Below are 22592 nucleotides of genomic sequence, written 5' to 3' on the forward strand. Positions count from 1 at the left end.
ACGTGACTACTCAGCCTCCAGGAGCGCCGCGGGCCCTCGCCCGTGAAACCGCCGGCGTACTCCTGCTCTCGCTCGGCGCCTCCGGCGCGGTCGCCGCCCTGGGCGCCATCCACTGGGCCATCGCCCTGGCCGCGGTCACAGCCGTTCTGCTCGGCACGGGCATCCTCCTGCACCGCTCCCCCACCGCGTGGCAGCGCAAGGCTGGCATCGCCGCCGCGTGCCTGGGCTTCACCGGTCTGATCGCGACGGCCTTTGCCGCGTATCCCCCGCTCGGCTGGCTGACGCTCAGCACGGCCGTGTGCGCCGCCGGCGCCGCCCTCGCCACCGAGGGGGCATGATGCCCCGCCAATTCCTGCCCGCGCTCCGCGGTCTGCTGCTCCCCCGACCGGCCGCGGCCGCCGTAGAGACGAAAACCCTCGCCGGAGCAAGCAACCCCTACGTCTCCATGACCTACGCCGGGGTCACCAACGTCTGGGGCACCGAAGGCCGCGCATCCGGCTGGGACATGGACCGCGTCATCACCGAGGGGTACGAGCGGTCCATCTGGACCTTCAAGAGCGTGGAGGCAATCAGCAAGCACGCGGGCGCCCTCCCCATCCAAATCGGACGTGGCGGCGACGAGCGACGCTTCGCCGAGACGATGACCGACCACCCGCTGCTCCGCGTCCTCAACCACCGTGCAAACCCGCTCGAGACGGCCGACGTCTTCAAGAAGAGGCTCTCCGCGCAGCTCCTGCTCAGCAAGAAGGGCGCCTTCGTCGAGAAGACCCGCTCCCGCGCGGGCACCATCACCCGACTGGACCTCCTCCCGCCCTCCCGAGTCGAGCCGATACCCGACCCGCACGGCGACTACCTGAGCCACTTCCAGTTCACGACCAACGACGGCCGGGTCCGGGAACTGGATCCGGAGAGGGTCATCTGGCTGCGCGACCCCCACCCCACGGACCCCTTCTCGGGCGTCACGCCCCTCGAAGCAGCCGGGCTGTCCGTCGACCTGGACGTGAAGGCCCGCATCTACAACATCTCCTTCATCGACAACGACGGCCGGCCGGGAGGCTTGGTCGGGATCGACGTCGACGGCGTTGATGCCCGCGAGATGGAACGCATTCAGCGCCGCCTTGCCCCCGGCGCCCACCACGCCGGCGAACTCACGATCGTCGGTACCGGCCCCGGTGGCATCACCTACGTCGACACCAGCGCCCGACCGCGCGAGATGGCCTACGAGACGCTCTCCGCCACATCCAAGGGTGAGATCCTCGCCGCGTTCGGCGTGCCCGAGAGCATCGTCGGCAACGCCTCCGAGCGCACCTACGCCAACGCCGACCGCGAAGAGTGGACCTTCTGGGACCACACCGAACTGCCCCACCTGAACCTGATTGCCTCCGCCTTCGACGACGACCTCGACGACGGATGGACCACCCGCTTCGACACCTCCCGCGTCCAGGCCCTGGAGTTCCCCCGCCGCCAGGCCCGGGCCGAAGCGCGCGAGGAGTTCAACGCGGGCCTGATCACGATCGACGAGTACCGCGAGATCGCCCAGCTCGACCCCTTCGACGTCCCCCACTCCCGAGCACTGTGGATCAGCCCGCAGAAGGCTCCCGTACCCGCCAACCCCCAGGACGCCGCCGCACTCGGCGTAGGGGCGGACACCGGACCGGGCATGCCCGCAATCAGCCCGGGCGGCGGTGCGCCGCTCCCCGAGGGACCGGAGGGACTGGACGCTGGAAGTGCCGCAGCCGCGGTTGCCGCGGCCCGTGCAGACACCCCAGGCGACGCGGCGGCCGCCGTCGCGGCCGCCCGGGCTCTGGCACCGGGCGCTCCGGCCGGTGAGGCGCCTGGCACCGCCGCGGCGGCCGTCGCCCAGGCCCGCTCGGCAAGCACCCTGGCTGTCCCCGGCCAGGCGGCCGCCGACGTTGACCGGGCCCGGCAGTCGTACACCGGCACCGCACCCGGCGCCGCGGCCGCCGACGTTGCAGCCGCTCGCGAGGGAATCGAGCGCAAGGCCCTGCCGGACGAAGACGGCTACGAAGCCACCGACGACGACTTCGACGGGGTCTCCAACGCGGTAGCCGCCGCCCTCACGGCGCTCCTCGCGCGGCAGCAAGGCGTCATCGTCGCCCGCCTACGCGCCCCGAAGATCCGCAAGCACACGCGATACTGGGAGCCGGACGGGCCCGGCGACCAGCGGCGCAACGACCAGCCCGTCGACGGCGACCGGGTCGTCAGCGCCGCCCGCTGGGCCGAAGAGACCGCCCAGACCCTCATGCCGATCCTGCAGCAGGCAGCGGCCTCGACCGCCACAGCCGTCGGCCAGACCCTGACCGGCGCTGGGACGGTCCCCCCGGCAGCCGTTGGAGCCGCAGCGCTCTCCGCCACCCAGGCCGGAGAAGCCATCACCGCATTCCTGGCCGAGCTGGCCGAAGCCCTTCGCGACGCCCAGCACACCGCCACCACCCTCGAGGAGCTGGTCGAAACCGTCTCCGGCTTCTACAGCCTCGCCACCCCCGAGCTCGTCGCCCGCCTCGCCGAAGCCTGCGCGGTCGCCACCATCAACGGCGCAGCGGAGGCAGCAGCCGAGTCCGCCGGCCCCGCGGTGGTCCGGACATGGATCACGCGCGGCGACACCCGCGTACGGCCCGCCCACCGCGCCCTCCAAGGCGTCACCCTGCCCGCCGGTACCCCATACACCGCGGACGACTTTCCCCTGCGCTACCCAGGCGACCCCTTTGCCCCCATTGCCCTAACGGTGAACTGCCGCTGCCGGCTCCACTACTCCACTGCATAGGAGCACTACGTGCGCATTCTCGCCCTGGCTGGATACGCAGCTGCCATTGCCGCAGCCAACCTTCTGACAGCTTGGTACGGCCTTGTTCTCGTAGGCCCAGGCATCACCGCTACCGCCGGCACGTTTGCGGCCGGAGCGGTGCTCCTCTTTCGCGATGTTGTCCAAGACACCCTGGGCCGTGCCTGGGTTCTCGTCGGCATCGGCATCGGAGCCGCGCTCACCGCCGTCACCAGTCCAGCCCTAGCCGTTGCCTCAGCTGCTGCGTTCCTCGTCGCCGAACTGGCGGACATGGCCGTCTACACCCCGCTCCGGGAAAAGGGATGGGCCCGTGCAGTGCTCGCCTCCAACGTGATCGGTGCCACCCTCGACACCTTCCTCTTCCTGGTGCTCGCCGGTTTCCCCATCACCGCCACCGCAGTCGGTGGACAGCTCCTTGGAAAACTCGCCTGGGCCACCGTTCTTCCAGTCGCTGCCGTTCTCATCCTTCGGCAGGTGCGCCGTGCTGTACCTCGGCACGCCCTCGGGGCCTGACGTGCGCGCCGCCATGAGCGCTGGTCTCCTCGGCTGCATGACCACCCCCGCCCAAGGCAACCGCATCCCCGACGGTGCCGCCTACGCCTGCGACAACGGGAAGTTTGGGAAGGGATGGCCCGGCGCAGAAGCTTGGTACGCCTGGCTGACTCAGACCGTCGAACGCTACGGCGCCGACCGCTGCCTGTGGGCAGTCGCCCCGGACGTGCCGCTCGACGCGGCCAGCACACTCACTGAGTCGCTTCCCTGGCTGGCCCGCATACGCGACCTCGGCATACCCGCAGCCTTCGCCGCACAGGACGGATGCGACATCCTCGGCGTGCCCTGGGATGAGTTCGACGTGCTCTTTCTGGCTGGCTCCACCGAGTGGAAGGTCGGCCCGGTGGCCGAGCGGCTCGCCCGTGACGCCAAGGAACGCGGCAAGCAGGTGCACATGGGCCGCGTCAACAGCCTGGCTCGGCTACGCACCGCCGAGTGGTTCGGCTGCAGCAGCGCGGACGGCACCTACTTGGCCTTCGGCCCCGATAAGAACCTCTTGCGCCTTCGGCGCTGGCTCGCCGAAATCCATGCCACACCACTTCTGACCTCCACTCCCTGATTCCAAAAAGGAGCTCCGCCCATGTGGCCCGCCATCTGGACCCTCTGGACCGTCGTCTTCGCCGTCGCCGAGACCATCGCCCTGGTCAACCGGCGCGAGGGTGACACCCTCAGCGAGACCACCCGCCGCCTCTTCCGTACCCGTACCAGCAAGGCCGGTCGCGCCGCCTTCGCCGTCGGGTGGATCGGGTTTAGCGGCTGGTTCGCCATTCACATCCTTTCCGAAACGATGTAACCGCAGGCGATTGCGCCCTACCCCCCTGCCCTCCCCTTTGGCTCATCAGCGTTCAGGGTCCTGCTGTAGCTGGTAAACCCGAGACGCATCGCCATACGCTTGGCAGCCAGCTCTCCTGTGCGGAAGCTGGCTGCAAGTAGGGGCTCCCGGTTTGCTGTACCTCCTGTTGGCGCGGGAAGCAGACGCGGGGCCCTTACGCACTTCGGCGCACCCGCCATTCCAGCGCGCGACCTTAACCACCTGCGGTGTGCATCGTGCGCGCATGCTGAATCGCCCCGCTGCACACGCTGAGTCGCAGGACCTGAGTCGCGGTATCCAGACCAAGGCCACGCGCCGGCCGTGGAACCCCTCGCTGCACCCCCGCGACTCGCGAGGCCGATTCGTGGAGACCGGCGGCATCGCTCGGCTGTGGGGCGGCACCCTCGCCCGCGTCGTACGGGCGCTCCCCCACGACCGGGTCCTGGTGCAGGACCGCGTCAGCGACGGCACGTACACCGGACGCCGCCACACCACGAGCGCCAGGTGGATCACGATGGTGGCGCGCCCGGACGGCAGCGCCCCGACCAACAACGAGGGCAAGGTCGCCGAGGAGGACGCGCGGCGACACGACGACCCGCGCCGCGGTAACGGCGTCGCCGGTGACGACGACGGTGACCCGACCACCCCCGACGAGCCGCACGACGCCGACGACGAGGGCAAGCCCATCGGCGACGACGACGGTGACGGCCCCGGCGAGGACGACGACCAGGACGAGCCCGCCGACGGCGCGCACCCGGTCAAGCTGGAAGCCCTGCCCAATCAGAAGGCCGGACCGCGGGCCCGCTTCGCTGACACCACCGCCGTCCGCCGGCACCTCCTCAGCATCGCTGGGAAGCCCGACACCGATCCTGAGATGGCCGCCGCGCTCCGCCAGGTGGCCGTCGATGAGGAACTGCGTATCACCCCGTCCAGTGGACTGGCTGTCCGGCGGGACCCGGACACCGGCCGCTTCTATCTGACCGCCACCGGCACCGGACATCGGATCGACGAAGCCGGCCACTTCGGTACGTCCCAGGAAGCCGAACGGTTCGCCGCGCTGCTGGACGAGACCGCGGCCGCCGGCCAGGGAAACACGCGCTTCGACTTCTCCGATCCGCAGCTCTCTGGTGCCGCACGAGACTGGCGGTCAGCGCGCGGCGAGAACATCCAGGCGGCGATCATCCGTACCCGCGCCGAATTCGGGAACGGGCCGTCTCAGCCTGCGGCGAAGAAGACTGCCGCGCCGCGGAAGGCGGCCGCAGCGCGCCCCAGCGGCACCCCGGGACAGCGATTCACGACCCTCTCCGCGGTCCGTGCCCACTGGACCAACCGGCGCGGGGGCACTTCTGCCGAGGAGCAGGCACGCCTTGAAGCCCTGGTGGCCGACCGGCGACTCAAGCTCGTTGGCAACGGCCAATTCGTCATCGCCAAGACGCCCGATGGAAAGCAGTACCAGCTCGTCGCCACCGGCTCCGGTACGCCGGTGGGGCCGCAGTTTGCCCGGCAGCGGGACGCCCAGGACCTCGCCGCCAGGATCGCGGGCTCCCAGATCGTCGGACGGGACGGAAAGCCGCTCGACCTGTCCGATCCGGACGTGTCGATCGCAGACTGGCGATCGAAAAGAAACAAGTCCCTCGCCGAAGTGATTGACGCGGTAGTCGGTCGCCCCGACTCGAGCATGCAGACCGAGGGCGACCCTTCCCAGCCCACTTCCGCGCCCATGGAGTCGGATGGTGACGCCTCTGCCGTCAGCCGAGCCGACCTTCAGCCGGGCGACCGGGTCACCCTCACGGTCAGCCGACAGGACCTTGAATGGCCCGACAGTACCCGCGGCCAGGTGAAGCCGGAGAACGTCACCGTCGAGGGGACCATCGCACCCTCCTTCCGGCCCGGCTCCGGAACTCAGGGCGCGCCGCTGGTCGATGTGACGCTCACCGACGAGAACGGTCGCGAGATCGCCTCTGGTGAGACCGTCCACGTGACCCGTATGCCGGCCAAGGTCGCTGTGTCGGAGCGCCGAGACGGGTTCGCTCCGGAGGAAATGCGCGCCGACCGCGTCCGTGTCGGCGACGTCATCGCCCGCGGCACCTTCGGTCACGTCGTCACGGACGTGAGCCGCTCGCCGAACAGCCGCGCCTTCACCACCCGAAGCCTGGGCTCCGACGGCGCGATCGACGGATTCGGTACACGCCCGGACGAGATGCTCGATGTCGTCCCTCGCGGCCGGCGCCGCCCCGAGGACGTCCAGCGCGACTTGCCCAACCGCGCCCAGCAGCACCTCGACAGCAACGACGCGAAGCGCGCCGCCGCGAACATTCTGCAGGACTGGGCCCGGGCCAACGCTCTCGCCGAGCGGGAGTGGGCGGACGGTGCTCCCGAGCAGTTCCAGGACCTCGCACGGCAGATGCAGGACGTCAGCGATACGCCACGGGGCGCCGAGGGCTACCAGCAGAACGCGCAGGCCATGCACGGCGCCCTGGCGGCCCTTGACAGGCTGGAGACCGACGGCCTGAACCCCGAACTGCTGGAAGTCCTGCACCGGCTCGAAGGGAACCTGGACCGGCACGCCGACAAGTTCGCCGCCGACGCCCGCGCGATCACCGCTAACAAGGAGAAGCGCGACGCGGACGCCCAGGAGCAGCGCCGGGCTGAGGGGCTTCAGGCACGGCCCCCGGTCCGTGACCTCGACGAGGAACAGCTCCAGACCGAGTACGACGAGCTGACCGCCGGCGACTTCCGAAGCGCCAGCCCGGAGGTTCAGCGCCAGTTCGAGAGCCGCCTGGAGGACATCAAGCGCGAGCGCCGTGACCGCGCCCGCAAGGCCATCACCGGCCGTGCCGCACCCGAGTCCCTCGACACCGACCAGCTTCGCGAAGAGCAGGCCGAGCTCGCTCGTGCCCGCACTTCGTACGAACCTGACGACGTCGCCGAAGCCCGCAAGGAGCGGATGGCCGCTGTCGAAGCTGAGCTGGAGCGCCGCCAAACAGGCGAAGGGCCCGAGGCGCAGGGCTCCGTCAACCTCACCCCCGAGGACATGTCCAGCCTGCTCGACTCCGTACGGCCCGGCGGGTCCAAGGCCCCGTCCTCGATGACCGAGGGCGAGATCCGGGACGAGCTGGTCGCGCTCATGGAGCGGGAGATGGCCGGGGAGCTTTCCGGCGTCGACCGCACTCGCATGCAGGTCCTCGAAGCGGTGGAAGCCCGCCGCTCGGGGCGGGTCCTGAAGCGCGACCCGAAGCCGCAGCAGAACGTCGACGAGCCGGGCGGCCTGTTCGACGCGCCAGCGCCCGCCGCCGGCCAGGCCGCAGCCGACCCGGAGAACCCCGGTGACCGTCCGGATGATGAGTTCGGCACCCCCGACCTCTTCGCGGCTGCGGAGGGCCGCGACACGAGCAAGCTGCGCGCCCCGCAGAAGCCCGGCGATCTCCAGGTCGGGGACCGCTTCGTCGATGCCGACGGACGCACCCACACCGTGGCCGAGGAGCCCGTACGCACACCCCTCGGCCGTATCCGCATCGGTACCGGGGAGGGCCGGGAGCTCCTCCTCAACCCAGACGGCGAAGTGCGCGTCCTGCACCCCAACGAGGAGGCTCCCGCGCCGTCGGCCCCAGGCACCGCCAACAGCCCGGAAGCTGACGCGGACTCGGCCCCTGAGTCCGTACCGGCGCCGAACGCTCCCGAGGACTCCGATGTCCCGCGGGTCACTGAGCCGACCGCAGCCTCGAACCAGGTCAGCATCGAGCACACCGGTACTGGCACCGTCGTCCGCTTTCCCACCTCGGGCGGTCGAGTCAGCGATGACGAGTTCGAAGCGCTGCGCCGCATGGGCTTCAAGCGCAGCCGTGCACAGCAGATGTTCTACTTGCCGAGCACCTGGACGCTGTCCCGTCGCGACGACAAGGTGCGCCAGCTCAAGGAGTGGCTGGAACGGCAGAACATGGCCTACGCGCTGCCTGAGCAGGACAGCGCGGAGAAGCCTGAGCTGTCCGACGAGCAGCTCGAGGCACTCCGCGGCCGGTACTCGGCTCCTGCCGGGACGTGGGCGGTCACCGACTTCCAGCCCGGTGACGAGGTATGGACGGGCAGCAGCTGGAGCCGAGTCGACTCCGTCGGGCCGAAGAACCTGCGCCTGCAGCGCTGGGGGCCCAGCCCGTACGACCGCGTTCTCGCACGCCGCCGTGGTGGTGAGATCCGGACCATCCTCGACAACCCTGTCGACGACGGAACGCCCCGCCCGGGTGTCGCCGATCCCAAGGGCATGACAGACGGGCAGATCGCCGAAGAGCTGGCCCATCTGCGTTCCGCCACTCTGCCCGAGGGCGCGGAACCGGCCGCCCGTGCTGTGCGCCGCCAGGTTACTGCCCGCACCCGCGCCCTGACCGAGCACCAGTCCCGCCGACAGTACGAACGCCAGCGAGCCGAGAGCACGCGCCGCGACCAGGCCCGTCTCGTACGGGATCCTGCCCGTCTCGCCGCGATGAAGGCCGAGCAGGTCCAGAGCACGGACGGCACGCCGCTCGCAGTTGTCTACCAGGAGAAGAAGGGGAAGTGGCGGTTCGTCGACCGTGACGGCCGCATGTCCGAAGGCACCTACCCGAGCCGCGCGGCCGCCATCACCGAGGTCAACAAGATCGCCGCACTCCGCAACACACGTGCCGGGGACGGCTGGAGGTACTCGGCGTGGGACGACGTCCAGGCCGGAGACACCGTCCGCGTGCCCGAGCTTGGCCCGGCGCCGGGCGGCCGACGGCGCACCGTCACCGGCTGGACTGAGTCCGTGGAGGTTTCCGAAGTCCGCCGGGGCGACACCGGCCAGATCACCCTGATCGGCCGCCGTGGCGAGGAAGAGATCACGATCGAGGTACCGCGGGCCGATGCCACCTTCGGCACGTCCAAGCCCGGCACCGTGCCGGAGCGCGCTCCCAGCGACGCCGGCGGCGGTATCGACTGGCGACAGATGCGGCCGGACGACTTCGGCCAGGACGAGCTGTCCGGTGCCGCCGCGGACCAGAGCACCCCCAGGCCAGCGGATGAGTACGGAACTCCGGACCTGATCGCGAACGGCACGCTCGAGGGCGCGGCCGCGACCGACGAGGTGGCGGTCGCCCGCATGCTCCGCGAGCGCCTGCCCGAGCTCCCGCCGCTCCCGAACCTCGGGGGCCTGTCTCGGCAGGACAAGGACGATGTCCGGCGGATCCGCAGCGACTACGCGAACATCGTGGCATCCCTGGACGGCATTCTTGCCGGAGATCCGCCCACCGGCGATGCCCGCGAGGACCTGCGCCGGGTACGCCAGGAGTTCGACTACATCTTCGGCCGGCTGACCCGCCACCTGCTTCCCGACTCGGACCAGGCTCAGACCGTACGCGCCAGCCTGCTGGAGCTGGGCGAGGCAATCGATCAGGCGTCAGGCATGCTGCCCGAGCGCGCCCGACAGTCGCACGGCGAGGGCCCCAACGGGGGCACCCTGCACCACCCATGGGACCTGGTAGACGGCGAGCTGGTCCGCTTCGACGCCCTCAATCCGGCCGACCAGCAGCGCAGCCTCGCTCCGTACTTCGGTACATTCCGCGGGGCCTCATCTGCGTCGGGCGAGCAGGGCCGCACGCTCGTGACGTACGAGGGCCGGCGCTGGAACGACGACCGCGAGCAGTGGGAGAACGAAGGCCGCCAGCACACGGTCACGATGCCGCCGCGCGGACTGGTGGAGCGCTTCACCCCGGCGGAGTGGGACGCCTGGCGTAGGCCGGAGCAGTCCAACCCCGTCGACGCGCCGGCCAGCACGCCTGAGGACGAGTCCCTTGTGCCGCCCGCACCGATTGGGGACCAGCCACTGGCCGACATGACCGACGAGGACATCATCACCGAGCTGGAAGCCCTCCTGCAGTGGCAGCGGAGGCACGCGGGGAGTAGCGGCGAAGGACCCCTACTCCCCAGAAGTGAAATCTGGTCCGCGGTATCCCGTCTCGCCAGCCGGCGGAGCGTACTCCACGAGGAGCAGCGACAGCGCCACATCGCCCGCACCAAGCGGGAGCGGCAGGAGAAGGAAGCACGGGAGAAGGCCGAAGCACTGGGGCGCGCGACGATCGGTACGCCGAACGGTGACGCGTACCCGATCTCCATCGACGGGCGGGAGATCGGCACCGTTCGGAAGCTCAGCCGCACGTGGTCGTACACCCACGCCGACGGTGGGGAATCTCCCGACGTGCACAAGAGCCGTGGCGACGCCGTGGCCGCTCTCGTCCGTGGCGACGACTGGCGGCGTGAGCGGGACGCTGAAAACGCGCAGGCGGAGGAGGCCCGTACGCAGACACCCGAGGGGTGGGTCCTCGGGGACCGTGACCAGGTCACCGAGAACGACATCATCCGGGTGCCGCGGACCAGCAAGGCCCCGAACGGGCGCCGGTACCCGGTCGGGTGGCGGGAGCCTGTTCGCGTTCGGCGGGTGAACCGGCGCAGCGACGGAACGATGACGATCGACGTCGAAAGCCTCGACCGCACCGTCGAGCCGTTCAGTACGGTCTACGTGAGCCCCGACGATGTGGGATTCGCCTGGTCAGAAAACCGTACGACGCCCGAGCCGACGCCTGCGTACCGGGAACCGCTGCGCATCGACATGGCGGATATCGGCGATGACATTGCCACCCTGAGTCGTCTGGAGGGGCTCGACGAACCTGACCGCATCCGGCGCCTGGGCGCCCTGCTCCAGCGCGTGGAGGATGGTAAGAGCACAGACCTGCGGGGCGACCTCCGCACCATCCGAGACGAGACCACCTGGCTTGAAGCGCAGTTCGAGAACCCGGATCTGCCGTACGAGACCAGCAGCCGGAAGTCGTGGGCCCGCGCCGCGCGCATGAAGGCCGAGCGAGCTCTGGCGAACCCTGCCTACCAGGACGTCACGGGAGCCCCAGACCGCCCCGATGAAGCCCCGGCCCCGACCGTCCCGGACGCCGAAGGCCGTCGGACACGCATGGCGAACCTCGTGAGCGAGGCCTCGAACGCCGTCGGTGGCGACTCCCTCCCGGAGATTCAGGAACTCCGCGCCCGCGTGGACCGCGCTGACAGCGCTGACGACCCCGACGCTGAACTCGTCGACGTCGGCACCCGCCTGGAAGCGCTCGCCGACCAGTACGAGCTGGGCGGCCCGCAGGGCGAACGCGCAGCCGAGCTATTCCGGCAGGCCGCCCGGGTCGCGCGCGGTGAGCAGGACGGTGACGAAAACCAGCCTGACGGCGAGGGCTCGGACGCACCTTCGGCTCCCGAGGCGGATACGTCGAACAACCAGAACGAGGACGGTCAGGACCAGGAGGAAGAGCCGCGTCAAGCCGAAGATGACCAGGACCGGGAGAACCGGCACGACGACGGCCGGCGCCGGCGCCGACGCAGGGACAAGAACACGCCTGGCGGCGGAGGGGGACCCGGCGGACCTGACGGCCCCGGCATGCCTCCGCTCGGCCTTCCCGGCGGAGACGACAGCCCTGGCACCAGCAGCGCCCCTGGTGGCGGCGGTCGCGGCCGTCGCTCCGCCCCTGATGACGCGGCGGGTGACCCCCGAGGCAACGTCAATGCGCTGCGCGACGCCTGGCAGCGCGGTGACGGCCTCACGTCTGAGGAGAACACTCCCGCCCGTCATGCCGTACTCCAGGAGCTGGCCAACAACGAGGGACTCACGCTCTCACCGGGTGGTGGACTCATCACCTGGCCTGAGACCCGCGAGGAGGACGGACGTACCGCCTGGCACTTCGCCCAGGCCCGGAACGGGACCCGCCTGCCTGGCCTGACCCTCCTCAGCGACGACCGCGAGGAAGCCCGCGCACTGGCCGGCCGGTTCGAGGCCATCAGCGGCAGCGACGGACAGCCCTTCGACTGGCAGAGGCCTTGGGGCCCGAGCTCCGTCGTGCAGTGGCGCGACGGCAGCGGCCGCAATCTGCCCAGCGCCCTACGCGCGGCGCAGGATGAGTTCGAGCAGGAGCGCACCAGCGCCCCGTCCGACCCCGACGAGGCCACCCCGCCCGCGACCACCACGCCGGAGGAGACGCCCGCGCCGGCGACGCTGCCGGATGACCTCACGGAGATGCTCGACGGGGACCTGGCCGCAGCATGGGGCCAGGGCCTGAGCGACGCCGACCAGCTGCGCGTCATGGCGGAGATGGACCGCCGGGACGACGCCGACCGGCGCATCCGCGAGGCCGTCCCGGACACCCCGCCGACGGACGCGGACGAGGCAGCCCGACGCGGCCTGGCCATGGACGCCGCGCTCAGCTTTGGTGAAACCGACGTCGTGCGCCCGGCCCGTACCCGCGAGCAGCAGATGCGAGCCGAGTTCATCGACATCGACGAGGCCCGCTACCTGGCCGCCGTAGCGGCCACGAACGGCTACTTCTTCCGGCGCGAGTACATGGGCACCAATCTGGACGAGCGCGCGCTGTTCTCCGGCGGCACCATGTCGGCGTTCGGACGCTGGGAGCGGTACGCCAGTGAAGAGCTCCGCGACTGGTTCGACGCCAACGGGGGCCGGCTCACCTTCAACGAATTCAAGAAGCGTCGCCGCGCCGACGATCGGCGTGCGAGGGAGGAATACGAAGAGGAAACGTCCGGTGCCGGGCAGCCGCACGGCTCGCAGGTCGATGCCGGTGACGCCCCGGAAGCTACGACATCAGACATCGGTGTCTCTGACTCCGAGGGTGCATCCCAGAGGGCTCTCGAAGACGCCCGCCTGCGGTACGCCGAGCTCCTCCAGGCCGCCAGGGACACCTGGGGACCTGATGCAGAGCAGCAGCTTGGGGGCATTCCTGAGCAGTGGGAGCTGGCTCAGGCCGCGCTGGCGGACAACAACACCAACGACGCGGTCTGGAAGCTGCACGGCCTCTACGAGCAAGTGGCGCGCCTTGAGAACCAGCTTGGAGCCGAACCCAGCCGCGCTGAGACAGAGCAGCTGCGTTCCGCGATGCGCCCCTTCTACGTCGCGGCCCACAATGCGGCCGTTTTGCTGGGAGTGACTCCAAGGGATGGCGAGCGGTGGACGACCTACCGCGCGCTGCAGAGCGGCGACGTCTTCCGCGAGCCTGGAACCAACGTCCACAGGGTTGTCACTGAACAGCCCTCTGGGCCGGGCCGCGGTGCCAGGATCGACCTCCACAACTGGCAGCTCGATGATCAAGGAGGCGGGAACTTCAGGCCGCATCCGGATCTGTACGTTCTGCAGAGCGACGACCGCTCTCTGATTCGCCAGGGACGGAAGGTCTCCGAGCGCCAGGCGGCATTCATCCGTAGCGCCCAGGAGATGGCAGCAGCAAGGGCGGCCAGAGAAGGCACAGCCGCCGAACCCCGCGAGGACGACACTGCGACGCCGCAGATCACCTCCAACGGCAGCCATGCTTCCGCAGCCGACCTGGAACAGGGTGATCAGGTATCGGTCACAGGCCGGAACACGCGGGGCGTGGAAGTTACCCGGGAGGGTCAACTCCTTGCCGCGCCGAAGGCTGCCACGGGCCGCATCGACGGAGTTACTGTCCCGGTCTGGCGCCTCCACGTGGGAGCCGAGGGTGAGCAGCCCAGGCCCGGCAACCTGGTCACGCTCCCCCGGGAAGACAGCGATGCCGGACCTGGTACACCCGCGGCGTCGGCTCGTGCCGCAGCAGAGCCGGCCGGTGTCGAGTCCGGAGCGCTGCCCGGCCAGCCTGAGGCGGCGACCGCTCCGGACCCGATCGGAGGGCAGCCCGCCCACTGGGCCCGCGTCGGTGACCTCGTTCCCGGGGACCTCGTCCGCATCGACGGCACCACCCGGCGCGGCCGTGGAGTCACTCGCCCCGGATACGTCTACGTGCCGCCCGTCCAGGTGGAGGTCACCCGGCGGGGCCGCACCGAGTCCATGTGGCGTACCTACGTCACGGAGAACCCCGACGGCACCGGTGAGCGCGGCAACGTCTTCACGCCGCTGACTGCGACGGCGGCCCGCGCAGAGGCACCTGAGAACACTGCTCCGGGGGCTCCGGCCACCGGTGCTCAGAGCGAGGTGCTCACGGGCGAACTGCCCGACACGATCCCCACCGACCGCGCCGGCCAGGGCCTTTTCCCTGGCAGCACTGTGACCGGCCGCGGCGGCCGCGAGGGCACCATCACCGGCGCCACCGACACCACCGTGGCGGTGCGCTGGAGCGACGGGGACACCGACGAGGGCCTGTCCCCTTCCTCCCTGACAGCCAGCACCAGCGAACGCCCGGCTGGATGGACACCTGCCGGACAGCGCGTACGCCCGGGCCACTTCGTCACCGACTCAAATGGCCGGCACCTCGGGCCTGTCGACGCGGCGGACGGGGACCGCATCACCGTGCTCACCGCCGAAGGAAGCGTCACCCGCAACGCAGCCGATCTCCTCGTTGCCGGCGAAGTCCGCGACGTGGCCCCCTCCGACAGGGACCCGGTGAGCTCGATCGGTCACCCGTCGGCCGCGGACCTCAAGGAAGGCGACACCGTCATCCTTGACTTCGACGGCGTGTCCAGCACCGTGCTGGTCGTAGGCGAGCCCAGCCGGGACGGCGACCGCGTGACCATCGAGTACGTCGACACCACCAACGGCGTGCTCGGGGAGCTCGAGCTGGACGCCGCCGCCGTGGTACCGCGCGCCGAAGGCCAGGAGGGCGGGACTCCCGACCTCAGCGGCACCGAAAGCCCCGAGCCGAGCGAGGAGCTGACCATCCACGAACCGGCCCCCGTCATCAACCCGGTTACCGGGCCGACGGTGCACCCGGATCTGACTCCCGCAGACCGCGAGGTCATCGAGGACCACGGCACCGCCCCGGAGGACGAGCCGGAGGCCCAGCAGGCCGCCGCCCGCATCGGGCAGGACCTGCCCGTCACCCCGGAGCAGGCCGGCGCGCTCGCTGCCCAGCTCCGCGCATCGGCCGACCCCACGACCACCGCAGGCCGAGCAGCTCTCCGGGCCGCCGACCACCTGGACCAGGCCGCCGACCGGACCCCGCCGGCGGGCCTCGACCGGCCCCGCCCGTCGAACGCGGCGCAGCTCGTCGAAGGCGACACCGTGGCAATGCCGGACGAGCGCCGCGGCAACGAGATCCGCGTCTACCGCGTCATCGACGCCGAGGACGGCCCGGGCGGGATCCGCAGTCTGCTCCTGGAGGACGAGGACCAGCAGTGGAGGCGCCGGATCGTCCACGGCGCGATGCCCGTATGGCAGCTTCCCGAGCCGCGGCCGGACGCCCCTACCCCGCCCGACCCCGACCACGAGCCGGCCCCTGCGCAGTCGGCCCCCGAGCGAGCCGTCCCCGTCACAAGGATCCGCCCCGGCGGACTCCGCCAGGGAGACGTCATCGACGCGCCGGTCTCGCGTGCGGGCTACCAGTTCAACGGGCACCGACGCCTCACCCTCCTGGCGCCGCCCCAGCGCAACGGCTGGTGGATGGCCCTGACCGGCGTCGACGACGACGGCAACGTCCACGACTTTGGACTGCATGCCGGCCGGGAGGTCAACGTCTACGAACGGAACCGGCCCACGCCTGCCCTGCCGCCCGCCAGCATGCCCAGCGACCCCAATCCCGCCCCGCTGTCCGCAGTGGAACGGGTCGCCGCCGACCACGCCCGTACGGTCGCCGCACGGATCATCAACGAGGCGATCGTTGGAACCGAGCAGCCCGGAGACATCCACGCGCTGCGCGAGCAGATCGCGCAGCGCCTGACCCCCGAGGCCCTGCGCGAAGCCCGCCAGGCTGCGCGCAGCGAGGCACGCGAAGCGCTCACCGCCGCCGGAGTCACCGGCCGCGACCGCGCCAACGCCATGGAAGCCCTCAAGCGGACACGGCAGGATGCCCACACGCAGACGGTCCGTGCAGCCCTGCGCACGATCAACGACCTCGAGCCACTCCCCGACGAAAGCCATGAGGACCTTGCCCGCCGCGCAGCCGACCTGCTGCGCCTGATTCCCGACCAGATCGCCACGGCCAACACCCCTGCCCCCGGTGAAGGAGACCGCGCCACGGTGCAGGCCGTGACCGGGCATACCGACGCTGCCATCTCCGCCCTGCTCCAAGACCTCCAGGGCGCGGGCCTCGACGCAGTCGACGCCGAGACAGTCGGCCGGCTGCTGGCCGGGCACCTCAACGGCTCTCGGCAGACGACCGCCCGCCGGATTGCTGCCCGAGCCGCGGCCACGGCACCGACCGCCCAGCAACCGGGGCTGCTCGCACGCATTGTGGCCCTCCTGATGAGCCTGGGCCGCCGACTCGTCGCGCTGGCCAAGGCCGCGGCCGCGAAGATCGGCGAAACCTGGCGCAACAACCGTGACCGGCTGGCCCGCCTCCGCTCCTTCCTGAGGAGGCTCGCCACTCGCGTACGCCAGTGGCCCGAGACACGGCGCCTGGCCCGCCTGCAGGCCGCCCTCGACCTCCCCTTCACGGACGGCGAATCCCTGTCGGCGCGCGTCGCCCACTGGGCGGGCCTGATGCCGGAAGCCGGCCGGTTCGGCCAGACGTCCCGCCGGGTCACCTGGTGGCGGCCCACGACCTGGGGGCAGCTCGCCAGCGGCCGTCTTCCCGACCGCTCCGACCGAATCCAGTGGAGCCCGGACCGGGCGGCCGATGGCGGCCCCGGCCTGACCGCGTTGCGGCACCTGGCCGTGGTCCGCGCCGCCGGCAGCGACGTTGACCAGGACGTGACGCGGCGCCTGGCCGCCGAGCTTGGCGACGATTTCGGCAGCGACCCGCACGACACCCTGCGGCACGCGGACGACTACGTGGCCAGCACGGAGCGACGCCTGGTCAACCTTCAGGCAGCTCGCAGCTCCAGCACCATCCAGGATCCCGAGGTAGAGGTGGAGATCACCGCCGCTCAGCTGGAAGCTGCGACCGCGCGCCGCGAATGGGCCGAACTGCGGGCCCGGTACGCCGCGGCGGTGCCGGCCGCGGTGGCCTCCGTGCTCTCCGAGATCCGCGATCTCGGCCCCGAGGGAAGCGCCGGCCTGGTCTTCACCCCGCAGAGCACCCCCAACGCGGAGCGAGCCCTCCGAGGAGTCCAGAACCTCATCCCGAGGACCTGGCTGCGTATCTCGGCGGCCCGCCGCATCACCGCCGTCGACGGGGATGAAGGGCGCTACGAGCCGGGCCCGCAGCGTGCCACGGTCGCCGACCTCGCCGACGACGGACTGGGAACGGCCGGGCACGCCCTGGCCCAGCACCTGGCCCAGCACCTGCCGGACCTGGACGCCGCGCAGCGGGCCTTCTGGTTCACCCGCACCCACACCGGCCGCCCGGGCGCCCGCAGGATGCACCGCAGCACGCTGTCGCGCCTGCTGTCCCGGCAGCAGACACAGCCGGAGACGGGTGACAGTCTCGCCCGAGCCGTTCAGTCGATGTTCAGCGGCGACTGGTACGAGGACGACGACTTGCGGGCATTCCTCCTGGGACTGCTCGCCACGCGATAGGAGAGCAGATGCCCTTCACCGTCACTGGCACCTTCGACGACGGGGCGGCCTACCAGGTTCGGGTCACCGGCCAGGCCGACCGCCCCGTCATCGGGTCCAGCCGCGCAGCAGCCCTCTTCGGGCTGACCCGCGGCCGCCCCATCCCGCTCTCGCCTACGGGCCCCGTTCGGGAAGTCAGCCCGACCGACGAGGAGACCGTCCTCGCCGTCCTCCAGGCGTACACCCGCGTACTGGAGACGGGCCCCGGAGCGCCCCGGCGTGCGGTGGTACCCGGCGAGCACTGACCAGAACCGGACTTACCCAATTGGGTAAGTCGCCCGGATGGCAGGACACAAGCGGCTCGGTGGGGCACCCTGCCCGCCGTGACCAGATACGGATTCGCCATCAAGGCACTTCCCAAGCCGTTCGAGACCGAAGACGACGAGGACGAGGAGCCCGAAGACGGCAAGCTCAACCCGCCCTCGGACGACCCCTCGGAGCCTGCCGACGATGCGCTGGACTCCTCACCCGGCAGCGGCCCGCCCACCGACCCCACGAAGGACGTCGCCGAGCCCCCAGTGGACGACGCCGCCGATCCGCCCGCTGACGACGCCGAAGCCCCGGCGCCGGCCGCGGACGATGCCCGACCGTGGGCCGGAGACATGTACGACGAGGGCGACGAGTCCGACCCGGCAAACGCCTACACCGCCTACACCGGCTCCGCAGGCGAGGAGGCCTGGCTGGACCAGGCGGCAGACGGCACACTGACCGGGTGGGTCCGGGACTCCACCGGCCAGGTGTGGCGGTACGCCGACCCCGACGCCTGGGCCATCGACGTCGACGACGCGCAGATGACCCGCAGCCACGGAGGCGACGACACAGCCGACCCCAGTAACGACCCGGCCGCCGGCGGCCCCGCGAAGCAGGCGCCCCTGTTCCCGCCCCAGTAAGGAGCTGACTAGTGCAGATGAACCGCCAGCAGTACCTGGCTCTTCTCAGCGAGGGGAAGGCGGCACACGGAAACGGCGACCCGTCCGACGCCTGCCCCTACGACCGCCTGGGCGACGCCGAGCAGCAGTTCGGCTACCGCTACTGGCTCCGCGGCTGGCAGGAAGCCCGGCTCGCCGCCGAGGAGGCGCCTCCGGTCGACGCCGCGGTGACCGGAGGACAGTAAGGAGGCCTGAGCGGCACGGTGCACGGCGGCCCACTGTCCACCGCCGGAGGTTCCCGCCGTGCCGAACGCTCCATCCCTTCGACCCGCCGCGCCTGCGCGGGGCACCTCCACGGCCATCTACGCCGTGACCGGGGTAGTCGACGAAGTCAACGACCTGATCATGCCCGGGGCGTTCACCGCCACCCTTGCCACCCGGCCCGTGAAAACGGTGTGGCACCACGAATGGAAGGACCCGGTAGGGGTCGTCCTCGACGTCACCGAACTCCTGCCCGGCAACAAGCTGCTCACCGCGATTCCCGGCTGGCCCGCCGAGGCCGGCGCGCTCGTCGCCACCGTGGCCTACAACCTCAGAACCAGCCGCGGCCGCGACGCCTACGAGCAGGTCAAGCAGTGGCACGAGCACAAGCAGGCCCAGTTCTCCATCGGCTACCGAGTTCCTCAAAGCGGCGCGACCCGCCGCAGCGACGGCGTACGGGTCATCCACACCCTCGACCTGTTCGAAGTGTCTCCGGTCCTCCACGGCGCCCACCCGATGACCCGCGCGCTGGAAGTCAAAGCCGACCCGGGCACGGCCGGACTGGAACGCAAGGAGACCCGGTCGGCCGTGCTGGAGGTGAAGGCGGCTGAGCAGCAGATCAACCGCGGCGTGATGGTGGCGCTGTACCCGCCGCCGGCCGTGGCCGAGCGGATCGCCCACGCCGAGGGAAGCCCGCCCGCGGAGCTCCACGTCACCCTCGCCTACCTGGGCGACGCCGACCAGCTCCCCGGTCACCCGGACGACCTGACCCACATCGTTCAGATGGCACTGTCCGGGGTCGGCCCGCTCACCGGGTCCATCGGCGGCATCGGCCGCTTCCCCGACCACGGCAGTGGCATCCCGACCTGGGTGCCCGTCGACGTCCCGGGCCTCGCCGAAGTACGCCAGCGCATCGTGGATGGCCTCGCCTCCCACTACGACGGCGTGCTGCGCACCAACCACGGCTTCGTTCCGCATCTCACCCTGGGATACGACCTGCCCGACGTGCCGGACGTCCCGTCCCTGCCCGTGGACTTCTCGGCGGTCCACGTCGTCCGGGGGGCAGACCGCATCCCGATCTGGCTGCAGGCCGAGACCGAGAAGGACGCGGAACCGTCCGCCGAGATGCAGCAGTTCGCTGCGGCCGCCGCCGACAGCTCCCGCGTGCCGGCTGGGGAGCAGAAGTCGGCACGCGCCGCCGTCGCGGCCGCCCGGGCCCGCCGCACTCCCCGCATCGAGCACAAGTCGGCCCGCGCCATCGTGGCCGAAGCCAAGAGCCGCATCACCTTCGGAGAGACCCCCATGACGACCACACCCCAGGCCCTGCCCGAGTCGTACGAACAGCTGCGCTCCCGGCTCGCCGACAGCGTCCGCGAGCTCCTCGGCAAGGACGACGGGTCCTGGACGTGCATCGAAGCCACCTATCCCGATCGCGTCATCGTCTCCGTCAACGGGGACGGCCCCGGCCCGTCATCCACCTTCGCGATCCCCTACCAGACCGCCGGCGGCAGCATCACGCTCGGAACCCCTCAGCCCGTGGAACTCGCGACGATCGTGGTCCCAGAAGGCACCAGTGCCCACCGCGCCGCTACCACCGACGAAGACGTCGACGCGCGGGTGGTCCAGCCGACTGTCGACGCCCTGACCGACGCCACCGCGCGCATCACCGCCACCACGGCCAAGCCCGACCAGCTCGAGGCAGTCCGCGCCACGGTCAGCAGCCTCGTGGCCGCGCTCTCCGCGAAGGGTCTGGCCATCGACCCCGACCCCGAGGAACTGTCCGGGCGCCCGGGTGACACCGGCATGGCGCTGTGGGACGACGACACATTCGAGGACGACGACCTGGACGCGGAGGACGACGAGGACCACGCCCCGGCCTCCGAAGCCCCCGAAACCGACGGCGCCGACACGGGACAGGGCACCATCCGGCTCGACCCCGACGAGGTCAAGGCCGCGCTCGCCGCGATCCAGCTGTAGGCGCGACTCAGCCTCACAGACACCTACCCCGCCCAGAACCACCCTCCGGAGAAGCCGACCTAAAAACCGCAGGTCAGATGCCATGTGCTGTCCGCTCTGTACGCCAGAGCGGGCAGCACGCGACGTTAAGCACCCGCTTCCCTTTACATCGCCTCTGCGTTGAGGCGTCCCGGTGCTGGCCGGGCGAGCGGCGCACGTCAACCGCCCCAGCATCAGGGAGAAGAGCACACCATGTCGGACAAGAGCCGTCTCAAGTCGCTCCAGGAACAGCTCCAGGTCAAGAGCGCCGAGGCCGAGCGCATCAGCCAGACCTTCAAGGTCGAGGACGGTGGCGGCTTCGTCGTCTCCACCGAGCAGGCCGCCGCGTTCAAGAAGGTCTCCGCCGAGGCGCAGGAGATCAAGTCGCTCATCGACGCCGAGCAGGGCCTGGTCCAGGTCAAGCAGTACCTCAACGAACCGGAGGGCCCGTCGGCCGCGGGCCTGCACTACGGGCAGCAGCCGGGCATCGAGGAGAAGTCCTTCGGTGACCTGTTCGTCGAGTCCGACGCCTACAAGCGCGCGGCCGCGGACGAGTTCCGCGGCAACACCTACCTGCGCGCCGACATGGAGGGGAAGTCGATCTTCTCCCTGTCGGCGGGAACGGTCACCCACCAGACCCTGGGCAGCGCCCAGAACGTCGGGATCGCCGAGCGGGCCTACCGCAAGTTCCACATCCGGGACCTCTTCCCGAAGAGCTCCACGAAGAATGCGGTCCTCTACGGCGCCCGGGAGACCGGCTGGACCAACGCCGCCCGGCAGGTGAAGGAACGTTACGCCGCGGACGGCGTCAGCCCGGCGACGGGCGGCCCCACGGACACCTGGGGCCGGGCCCCGCGATCCAAGCTGTCCCTGGTCCCGGTGATGTACCCGGTCGCCGAAATCGCGCACCTGCTCGACGCGCACAAGAACATCCTGTCGGACGAACCCCGGCTCAAGACCTTCATCAACACGCGCATGGTCGAGGGCGTGAAGTACCAGGAGGACTGGGACCTCCTGCACTCCGTCGGCGACGGCCAGTCCATCACCGGTCTGTTCAATACGCCCGGCGTCCAGCAGTACACCGGCCTGTCGACCGACAAGCACTCCGTCCAGATCCGCCGCAGCATCACCAAGGCCCTGCTCGCGGAGTACGACCCCACGGGCATCGTCCTCAGCCCCACCATGTGGGAGCAGGTCGAGGTCGAGGAAGACGACAACGGCGCCTTCCGTGTCGCCCTCCAGGTCGCGATCGGCGCCGAAAAGCGCGTCTGGCGCCTCAACGTGGTCGAGACGACCGCGATGGAGGACACCAAGTTCCTCGTCGGCGCGTTCGGTCTCGGCGCCCAGCTCCACGACCGCGAGAACGTCTCGGTCACCGTCTCCACCGAGAACGGGACCAACCATGAGCACGGCTTGATCACCTTCCGTGGTGACGAGCGCGTCGCGCTCGAGGTACCGCGCCCGGAGAGCTTCGTGATCGGCACCTGGACCCAGCCCGCCTAACCCGGACGCCGGTGAGGGGGCGCGCACCCTGGCGCGCCCCCTCACCCAGGACACCCACGACGGAGGACGCTGGTGATCGAGATCCAACCCACAGGCCTAGCGGCCGACCTGGAAGCCCTGGCCGGCGCCCCCGCTGCGCCTAAGGGACCGCCGTGCACCGTGGGCGCCTTCCTCGCGCACGCGGACGAGCCCACGGCCGCCGCACTCCGAGTCGCGCTGGACACCCCAAGCATCACCGGAAAGTCGATTGCCGACACCCTCAGGAAGTACGGCGGAGCCGTCACCGCGTACACCGTCGCCAGACACCGGCGCCGCGGTGAGTCG

At 70.7% G+C, this 22592-nt stretch carries 11 protein-coding genes; all 11 read left to right on the forward strand.

Annotated features, from left to right (window positions below; all coding sequences use genetic code 11):
• Positions 1–2: 2 nt before the first annotated feature.
• The 11 genes from BGK67_RS00525 (at position 3) to BGK67_RS00575 (ending at position 22268) form a co-directional block, all read left to right on the forward strand.
• Entirely contained in the window at positions 3–338 is a 336-nt protein-coding gene (locus tag BGK67_RS00525; RefSeq protein ID WP_069917982.1) for a hypothetical protein, read from the forward strand.
• Positions 335–2785 carry a phage portal protein gene (locus tag BGK67_RS00530; RefSeq protein WP_079153893.1) on the forward strand — a complete coding sequence of 817 codons (2451 nt, stop codon included), beginning with the start codon at positions 335–337 and terminating at the stop codon, positions 2783–2785. Before BGK67_RS00525 ends, BGK67_RS00530 begins: the two co-directional genes overlap by 4 nt.
• A 9-nt stretch (positions 2786–2794) precedes the next feature.
• The gene (locus BGK67_RS00535; protein ID WP_069917984.1) at positions 2795–3316 is read left to right on the forward strand and encodes a VUT family protein; all 522 of its coding nucleotides are present in this window, start codon (positions 2795–2797) and stop codon (positions 3314–3316) included.
• A gap of 37 nt (positions 3317–3353) precedes the next feature.
• Positions 3354–3914 carry a hypothetical protein gene (locus BGK67_RS00540; RefSeq protein WP_079153896.1) on the forward strand — a complete coding sequence of 187 codons (561 nt, stop codon included), beginning with the start codon at positions 3354–3356 and terminating at the stop codon, positions 3912–3914.
• Positions 3915–3935: 21 nt separating this feature from the next.
• Positions 3936–4148: a hypothetical protein gene (locus tag BGK67_RS00545; RefSeq protein ID WP_069917986.1), complete on the forward strand. Its 213-nt coding sequence runs from the start codon at positions 3936–3938 to the stop codon at positions 4146–4148.
• Positions 4149–4410: 262 nt separating this feature from the next.
• Positions 4411–17601, forward strand: a complete 13191-nt coding sequence (locus tag BGK67_RS00550) for a hypothetical protein (protein WP_141753958.1) — start codon at positions 4411–4413, stop codon at positions 17599–17601.
• An 8-nt stretch (positions 17602–17609) separates the two neighbouring features.
• Positions 17610–17885: a hypothetical protein gene (locus BGK67_RS00555; RefSeq protein ID WP_069917988.1), complete on the forward strand. Its 276-nt coding sequence runs from the start codon at positions 17610–17612 to the stop codon at positions 17883–17885.
• Positions 17886–17963: 78 nt separating this feature from the next.
• Positions 17964–18530 (forward strand): hypothetical protein, encoded by a 567-nt coding sequence (locus BGK67_RS00560; protein WP_069917989.1) that lies wholly within the window; start codon positions 17964–17966, stop codon positions 18528–18530.
• Positions 18531–18541: 11 nt separating this feature from the next.
• On the forward strand, positions 18542–18754 hold the full coding sequence (locus BGK67_RS00565) for a hypothetical protein (RefSeq protein WP_069917990.1): 213 nt from the start codon (positions 18542–18544) through the stop codon (positions 18752–18754).
• A 124-nt stretch (positions 18755–18878) separates the two neighbouring features.
• Positions 18879–20747, forward strand: coding sequence for a 2'-5' RNA ligase family protein (locus BGK67_RS00570; protein ID WP_141753959.1), 1869 nt, complete (start codon positions 18879–18881; stop codon positions 20745–20747).
• A 231-nt stretch (positions 20748–20978) separates the two neighbouring features.
• Positions 20979–22268 (forward strand): phage major capsid protein, encoded by a 1290-nt coding sequence (locus BGK67_RS00575; RefSeq protein WP_069917992.1) that lies wholly within the window; start codon positions 20979–20981, stop codon positions 22266–22268.
• Positions 22269–22592 lie beyond the last annotated feature (324 nt).

This window comes from Streptomyces subrutilus, from assembly GCF_001746425.1.
GTDB lineage: Bacteria > Actinomycetota > Actinomycetes > Streptomycetales > Streptomycetaceae > Streptomyces > Streptomyces subrutilus_A.

What these genes read in the sequence shown, in the direction of transcription:
- BGK67_RS00555 (WP_069917988.1), top strand. Translation starts at nt 17,610, where the DNA reads ATGCCCTTCACCGTCACTGGCACCTTCGACGACGGGGCGGCCTACCAG.
- BGK67_RS00550 (WP_141753958.1), top strand. Translation starts at nt 4,411, where the DNA reads ATGCTGAATCGCCCCGCTGCACACGCTGAGTCGCAGGACCTGAGTCGC.
- BGK67_RS00545 (WP_069917986.1), top strand. Translation starts at nt 3,936, where the DNA reads ATGTGGCCCGCCATCTGGACCCTCTGGACCGTCGTCTTCGCCGTCGCC.
- BGK67_RS00530 (WP_079153893.1), top strand. Translation starts at nt 335, where the DNA reads ATGATGCCCCGCCAATTCCTGCCCGCGCTCCGCGGTCTGCTGCTCCCC.
- BGK67_RS00575 (WP_069917992.1), top strand. Translation starts at nt 20,979, where the DNA reads ATGTCGGACAAGAGCCGTCTCAAGTCGCTCCAGGAACAGCTCCAGGTC.
- BGK67_RS00540 (WP_079153896.1), top strand. Translation starts at nt 3,354, where the DNA reads ATGACCACCCCCGCCCAAGGCAACCGCATCCCCGACGGTGCCGCCTAC.